The following is a 6,727-nucleotide window of genomic DNA, read 5'->3' on the forward strand; positions in this document are numbered from 1 at the left end:
GCCCTGGCCGCCCATGGCCAGGACCGCCGCGCGGGCCAGGTCGGCGGCGTTGACCTCGCCGGTCATGTCCGAGGTCACGGCGACGGTGACCGCCGCCTTGCCGTCGGTCACGCCGATCAGGGCGACGACGCCCGAGCCGACCTGTTTGCGGAAGTCCTCGGCCACGCCGCGCAGGCCCTTGCCGTCGACGCCGTCCAGGACGCGAGCGATCAGCTTGACGCCGCCGATCTCCTCCGGGGCCGCGTTTCCGCCCGAACCGCCGCCGAGCGCCAGCTGCTTCTTCAGATCGGCGACCTGCTTCTCCAGGGTCTTGACCGAGCCGGACAGGGCCTCGACCCGCGCCGGAACGTCGGCCGGTTGGACCTTGAAGCCCTGGGCCAGCTTCCGCGCCACATTGGCCTGGGCCAGCAGATACTGGCGGGCGGCCTCGCCGGTGAAGGCCTCGATGCGGCGCACGCCGGCGGCGATGCCGGTCTCGGACACGATCTTGAACAGGGCGATGTCGCCGGTGCGGGCCACGTGGGTGCCGCCGCACAGTTCGACCGAATAGGCCCCGTCGCCTTCCAGCGCCCGGCCCAGGGTCAGCACGCGGACCTCGTCGCCGTACTTCTCGCCGAACAGGGCGACCGCGCCGGCCTCGATGGCGGCCTGCGGGGCCATCATCTGGGTGTCGGCGGGGATGTTCTGGCGGATGACGGCGTTCACCTCGTCCTCCAGGCGCGCCAGCTCCTCCTCGGTGACCGGGGCGTTGTGGCTGAAGTCGAAGCGCATGCGCTCGGCGTCGACCATCTGGCCCTTCTGGGCCACGTGCGGGCCCAGGACGTTCTTCAGCGCGGCGTGCAGCAGGTGCGCGGCCGAGTGGTTGGCGCGGGTGGTCAGGCGCGCCTCGGGCTTCACCCGCAGCTGGACGCGGGCGCTGATGGCCAGGGTTCCGGACGTGACCTCGACCTTGTGGGCGAACAGGTCGCCGCCATGCTTCTGGACGTCCAGCACATTGCCCGCGCCGGTCTGGCCCGAGGCGTCGGTCCATTCGATCTCGCCCTTGTCGCCGGCCTGGCCGCCGCCCTCGCCGTAGAAGGGCGTGCGGTCGAAGACGACCTCGGCGGTCTGACCCGTCTCGACCTGGTCCACGGACTGGCCGTCGTGGACGATAGCCAGGACCTCGCCGACACCCTCGACCGTCTCATAGCCGGTGAACTCCGTCGGCCCCAGGCGGTCGCGCAGCGCCAGCCATTCGCCGGCGTTGGCGGTCTGGCCAGAGCCCTTCCAGTGCTCGCGCGAGCGGTCGCGCTGCTGGGCCATGGCCTCCTCGAAACCGTCGATATTGACCGAGAAGCCGCGGCGGCGCGCCTCGTCCTGGGTCAGGTCCAGCGGGAAGCCATAGGTGTCGTAGAGGGTGAAGGCCGTCTGGCCGTCCAGCATGTCGCCGTCCTGGAAGTCGGCGACGGCCTGATCGAACAGGGTCATGCCCTTCGACAGGGTCGTGCGGAAGCGGATCTCCTCCTGCTTCAGCGTATCCTCGATGAAGGGCTGGGCGCGCTTCAGCTCGGGATAGGCCTCGCCCATCTCCGAAACCAGGGTCGGCACCAGGCGGTGCATCAGCGGGTCCGACGCGCCCAGCAAGTGGGCGTGGCGCATGGCCCGGCGCATGATGCGGCGCAGCACGTAGCCGCGGCCCTCGTTGGACGGGGTGACGCCGTCGGCGATCAGGAAGGACGAGCTGCGCAGGTGGTCGGCGATGACCCGGTGGCTGGCGGCGTGGACTTCGTCGGACCTGGTCGAGGTGGCCTCCTCGGAGGCGGCGATCAGGGTCTGGAACAGGTCGGTGTCGAAGACCGAGTTCTTGCCCTGCAGCACCGAGGAGATGCGCTCCAGGCCCATGCCGGTGTCGACGCTGGGCTTGGGCAGCTTGCGAACGATCTCGTCGTTCTCCTTCTCGAACTGCATGAAGACGTTGTTCCAGATCTCCACGTAGCGGTCGCCGTCCTCGTCGGGCGAGCCCGGAGGGCCGCCGGGGACGTGGTCGCCGTAGTCCCAGAAGATCTCGGTGCAGGGGCCGCAGGGGCCCGAGTCGCCCATGGCCCAGAAGTTGTCCGAGCCGGCGATGCGGATGATCTTGTCGTCCGAGAAGCCGGTGACCTTCTTCCAGATGTCGAAGGCCTCGTCGTCGTCGATGTAGACGGTGACCAGCAGGCGCTTCGGATCCAGGCCGAAGTCCTTGGTGACGAGGGTCCACGCTCGGTCGATGGCGTGTTCCTTGAAGTAGTCGCCGAACGAGAAGTTGCCCAGCATCTCGAAGAAGGTCAGGTGCCGGGCGGTGTAGCCGACGTTGTCCAGGTCGTTGTGCTTGCCGCCCGCGCGCACGCACTTCTGCGACGAGGTGGCGCGCGGATAGGGCGGGGTCGCCGCGCCGGTGAAGTAGTCCTTGAACGGCACCATGCCCGCGTTGACGAACAGCAGGGTCGGGTCGTTCTGCGGCACCAGCGGGGCCGAGTGGACCTTCTCGTGGCCGTCGGCCGCGAAGTAGTCGAGGAAGGTCGAGCGGATCTGTTTCAGGCTGGCCATGGTTCGTCGCGGACGTCAGTCAGGAAGGGCAGGGGAGGCAGCGTCCATATAGGTCTTTCGCCCCGAACGCATCACCCATCGGCGTTCTCGGCCTCGACGGCGGCCTGCATGACGTGGGCCAGCTTGCGCAGAAGGCCGGCGAGGGTCTGGCGATCGGAAGGGTCCAGGCCGGCGAGCAGGCGGGCCTCGAGCGCCATGTCCTGGCGGAAGGCGGCCTCGACACGGGCGTGGCCTTCGTCGGTCAGGCGGACCAGCAGGCTGCGCTTGTCGCCGGGGGACGGAGGACGGCTGATCAGGCCGGCCCTGGTCAGACGGTTCAGCCGGTCGGTCAGGCCGCCCGAGGAGATCATCAGCGACTGGTAGAGCTCGGTCGGCCTGAGCGTATAGGGCGGGCCCGAACGGCGCAGGGTCGAGAGCACGTCGAACTCGCCGGCGTCGACGCCGTGGGCGGCGAACACCGCCTCGATGGGCGGACGGCTCTGCAAGACGATGCGGCGGGCGCGGCCCAGCACCTCCATGCCTCCAGTGTCGAGGTCGGGCAGCTCGCGCGCCCATTGGGCCCGCAGGCGATCGATGTGGTCGGGTTCGGACATGGCGGCTCGAATATGTCTTGACGTCGAGATAAATTAGATTATCTTGACCTCAAGATAAATGGGCCGCAGGGGCCCGGCAAGGAGAGATCGCGATGACCGTTCAGTATCTGGAACCGACCGAAGGCCTCACCGTCTCGGGGATCGACCACGTGGTGCTGCGGGTGAAGGACCTGGAGGCGTCGCTGCGCTTCTATACCCAGGTCCTGGGCTGCCCGCTGGAGCGCCGACGGGACGACCTGGGGCTGTTCCAGCTCCGGGCCGGCGGATCGCTGATCGACCTGGTCCCTGTCGAGGGCGTGATCGGACGCCGCGGCGGGCCGGCCGCGAACCAGGACGCGCACAATGTGGATCACATCTGCCTGCGGATCGCCGGCTTCGAGCCGGAGCGGGTGCGCGCCCAGCTGAAGCGCCAGGGGGTGGAGATCGAGTCCGAAGGGGTGCGCTATGGCTCGTCCGGCGACGCCTATTCGATGTCGATCACCGATCCTGACGGCAACGGGATCGAACTGCGGGCCTAACGTCTGGCGTGCAGCAGCCGCGCGGCCGTGAACGCCAGGGCGATCCCGAACAGGGCGTGCGCCAGAAGGCCCAGGCCGATCATGTGGGGCGGGGGCGGCATCCGTGCCGGGGCCATGGAGAGCGGCACGACGATGGCGTTCATCACGCCATAGACGCCGATCCCCAGCGTCAGACCCGAGAGCAGGGGCTTGCGGAGCAGGACCGGCGCGATGCCGGCGGCGATCAGGAACAGGGCGGCGAAGACGATGGAGATGGCGAAGTGGGCGACCAGGCCGATCCCCGCGCTGGTCGTTTCGCCCTCGAAGGCGGCCGGCCCCTGCAGACCGCTGGCGACCGACTGCAGGATGGTGACGGGGCTGGCCGGTCGATAGATGACGAAGGCCGTCAGCAAGTCCGCCGCGCCGCCCGCCAGGCCCGCAAGGATCGCCGCGCGCGCCTGGGCGCCGAACCCGTTTCCGCTCATGTGAAATCCTCCCGACCGCCACGGTTACGCTTCCTGATGCGACAGGCAAGCGCAGACGAAAAAAGGCCGCCTGACATGGGGGGTCAGGCGGCCGCTCCGTCCGGCCCGGCCCGGCGGGGTCGGATGGCGGGTCGACGGACCCGGCCGGAGAAGTGTCTTGATCCTCACTTCAAGCCCGATGCCGAAGGAAGGTGTTGGTCGGGGTTGGGGTGAGGCGGGCGTCCCCTCCACCATCCTTCGCCTATCGGCTCGGGATGGTCCCCCTCCCCCGATGGGGGAGGAAGGTCAGCCCTCCAGATCCTGGCCTTCGTCAGGCTCGGGCGAACCCAGCATCTCGTCGGCGATCTTGGTGGTCGAGGAGCGCACCGCCTTCTCGATGGCGTCGGCGATGTCGGGGTTGGCCTTCAGGAAGGCGCGCACGTTCTCGCGACCCTGGCCGATGCGCTGGCTGTCATAGGAGAACCAGCTGCCCGACTTCTCGATCACCCCGGCCTTGACGCCCAGGTCGATGACTTCGCCCAGCTTGGAGATGCCCTCGCCGTACATGATGTCGAAGATGACCTCGCGGAACGGCGGGGCGACCTTGTTCTTGACCACCTTCACCCGGGTGGTGTTGCCGACGACCTCGTCGCGGTCCTTGATCGCGCCGGTGCGGCGGATGTCCAGGCGGACCGAGGCGTAGAATTTCAGCGCATTGCCGCCGGTCGTCGTTTCGGGCGAGCCGTACATCACCCCGATCTTGTGACGGATCTGGTTGATGAACAGGACAATGCACTTCGACTTGGAGATGGAGGCGGTCAGCTTGCGCAGCGCCTGGGACATCAACCTGGCTTGAAGGCCCGGCAGGCTGTCGCCCATCTCGCCCTCGATCTCGGCGCGGGGCGTCAGGGCGGCGACCGAGTCGACCACCACGATGTCCACGGCTCCGGAACGGACCAGGGTGTCGACGATCTCGAGCGCCTGTTCGCCGGCGTCGGGCTGGGAGACCAGCAGGTCGTCCAGGTTCACGCCCAGTTTCTGGGCGTAGACCGGGTCCAGCGCATGCTCGGCGTCGACGAAGGCGGCCACGCCGCCCTTCTTCTGCACCTCGGCGACGGTGTGGAGCGCGAGCGTGGTCTTGCCCGAGGATTCGGGGCCGAACACCTCGATCACCCGGCCGACCGGCAGGCCGCCGATGCCCAGCGCCATGTCCAGGCCCAGCGAGCCGGTCGAGACGCTTTCGATCTCGGCCACCACGCCGGCCTTGCCCAGTTTCATGACCGAGCCCTTGCCGAAGGCGCGGTCGATCTGGGCGATCGCCGCCTCCAACGCGCGCTGCTTGTCGCCGTCTTCCTTGCCCACCAGTTTCAAAGCCGCCTGTGACACTGCCTTCGACTCCCTTGCCATGATTCCCATCTGGTTCCGGGAGAGACCCGCCATGGACCCGCCCCCTGTGTTTCGTGAGCGGGACTATGTGCACGGTTTGTTCCGGTTGCCAATATGTTCTTTTTCGAGGGGCCGGGGGGTACGACCGAATTTGACGTAGGCGGTCCGCGCGACCGCTAGAGGTGGGGCAGCCACATGAAGGCTATCGCGCCGAAGACGCCCGCGGCCGTATAGATCGCGGCCGCTGTCACCAGGCCGGCGACGAGCGCCTTGAACAGGCCGTTCCCGTTTCTTCCCGCCGCGAAGTAGAGCTCCAGCACGGCCAGGGGGATCAGGTAGCTGCCGAAGACCAGGACGATGTCGGCGGGGCCGGACAAGGTCTCGGTCATGCCGACCGGACCTCGATTCAGCACCACCCAGCCCATCAGGCCGACCCTGAGGAACCAGACGCCGCTGACGACCATGAAGGTGCGCATGGCCCAGGCGCGATGCGGGTCGAAGCGCCGCTGGACCGCGCGCCGCCAGGCGAAGCCGGCGAAGACCAGGATGAGCACGGCGTTGATCAGGATGGCGACCGCCGAGACCGCCGACAGATAGGTCCCGCGCACGACCGCCAGCCAGACGCCGCTCAGCGCCATGAAGATCGAAAGAGCCAGGAAGGTCCGACCGGTCCAGCGGTGCAGGGCGGGCGCGGCTCGGCGGAGCGCGGGAACCAGCTGCAAGAGCCCGGCCAGGGTGACCACCGACGCCAGGAGGACGTGGGCCGCGAAGACGAGGTTGCCGGCGCCGTCGCCCTCTATGTAGCCGTCGATCAGGGGTTTGTCGTTCCAGCCGGCGTAGTCGCCCGCGGCCGTGCGCACGCCGTAGAACGCGAGGATGAAGCCGATGAACGCCGCCTGGCCGAAGGCGGCGACGAGGAACCAGAGAACGCCCGCCCAGCGCAGCGCTTTCGCGGCTCCGGCCGGGGCGAGGGCGGCGGATGGACTGTTCGACATGGACTCTCCTGACGGGCCTCGGAATGAGGTCGCCGGCACGCATGGCGGGGGCGCATGGCGGCGGTCTCGCCGATTTGGAATTCGGCCAGAACTCTTTCCGGCGGCGTCCTCCCGCCGCCGGCGGGACGCTGGACAGGCGGTCGCGGCCCGGCCATGACGGTCGGGCGGGTTCGGAGGCGGGACATGGCCATGACGGGGGCGACAGGTCTGGCGACGCGGGCCGAGGG

Annotated in this window: 6 protein-coding genes; 1 reads left to right on the top strand and 5 read right to left on the bottom strand. The window is 68.7% G+C overall.

Going from position 1 to position 6,727, the window contains the following annotated elements:
- On the bottom strand, positions 1–2,565 hold a 2,565-nt coding region (alaS, locus tag AC2W7C_RS11790), incomplete at its 3' end, for an alanine--tRNA ligase (RefSeq protein ID WP_486001610.1).
- A gap of 71 nt (positions 2,566–2,636) precedes the next feature.
- Positions 2,637–3,158 carry a MarR family winged helix-turn-helix transcriptional regulator gene (locus AC2W7C_RS11795; protein ID WP_486001611.1) on the bottom strand — a complete coding sequence of 174 codons (522 nt, stop codon included), beginning with the start codon at positions 3,156–3,158 and terminating at the stop codon, positions 2,637–2,639.
- A gap of 92 nt (positions 3,159–3,250) precedes the next feature.
- Here AC2W7C_RS11795 and AC2W7C_RS11800 point away from each other — a divergent pair, with 92 nt between their 5' ends.
- Positions 3,251–3,676 carry a VOC family protein gene (locus AC2W7C_RS11800; protein ID WP_486001612.1) on the top strand — a complete coding sequence of 142 codons (426 nt, stop codon included), beginning with the start codon at positions 3,251–3,253 and terminating at the stop codon, positions 3,674–3,676.
- Here AC2W7C_RS11800 and AC2W7C_RS11805 read toward each other — a convergent pair.
- The 3 genes from AC2W7C_RS11805 to AC2W7C_RS11815 all read right to left on the bottom strand — a co-directional run bounded on the left by AC2W7C_RS11805 (position 3,673) and on the right by AC2W7C_RS11815 (position 6,500).
- On the bottom strand, positions 3,673–4,140 hold the full coding sequence (locus AC2W7C_RS11805) for a hypothetical protein (RefSeq protein ID WP_486001613.1): 468 nt from the start codon (positions 4,138–4,140) through the stop codon (positions 3,673–3,675). The genes AC2W7C_RS11800 and AC2W7C_RS11805 overlap by 4 nt on opposite strands.
- Positions 4,141–4,425: 285 nt before the next feature.
- The gene (recA, locus tag AC2W7C_RS11810) at positions 4,426–5,526 is read right to left on the bottom strand and encodes a recombinase RecA (RefSeq protein ID WP_486001614.1); all 1,101 of its coding nucleotides are present in this window, start codon (positions 5,524–5,526) and stop codon (positions 4,426–4,428) included.
- Between the two features lie 155 nt (positions 5,527–5,681).
- On the bottom strand, positions 5,682–6,500 hold the full coding sequence (locus AC2W7C_RS11815) for a DUF2306 domain-containing protein (protein ID WP_486001615.1): 819 nt from the start codon (positions 6,498–6,500) through the stop codon (positions 5,682–5,684).
- Between the last annotated feature and the right edge of the window lie 227 nt (positions 6,501–6,727).

It is taken from the genome of Brevundimonas sp. CURTG3B2_SDJG (assembly GCF_057364705.1).